Genomic DNA, 458 nt, shown 5'->3' on the forward strand with positions numbered 1-458 from the left:
CGGGACAGATAGATCCCTACCTGTCCGCCGACCGTGTCATCTCATCCAACATGTGGCCCCTTTATCTTATTCTTTTAATATCTGTGGAGCTCCACGGTACCATAGGTCTGTATCGTCTGTGCCTGAAGTGGGGATGGTTCACCGGTGATGATTACCGGGCCTCCCGCGTTAATCTCAAGATGTGGAAAAAGCGGCTGACCATTTTCTTTTTGACCGTTGGGCTTCTTGCCTTACTGGTATTTTCCGTCATTGGTATTCGGCACAAGGATCAAGCAGGCCAGCGTTATATGCCCCATGCCGCAGTGACCGCGGTGGATGCCGCCGCAGATGAAGAGAAACCCGCAGAATAAAAAAAACCACACACGAGGAGCAACAGATGAAAGTTATATATACGGATTCACTTGTCATTGGTGGCGGCCTGGCGGGGTTGAGAATCGCCATAGCCGCAAAGCAGCGGG

At 51.5% G+C, this 458-nt stretch carries 1 protein-coding gene; it reads left to right on the forward strand.

The genetic code is table 11. The features are described from left to right. Positions 1–350 (forward strand): succinate dehydrogenase/fumarate reductase transmembrane subunit (locus ACYQ2M_RS25285; RefSeq protein ID WP_459919175.1); only part of this gene is annotated, 350 nt, incomplete at its 5' end. Between the last annotated feature and the right edge of the window lie 108 nt (positions 351–458).

The organism is Desulfocicer niacini (assembly GCF_054657595.1).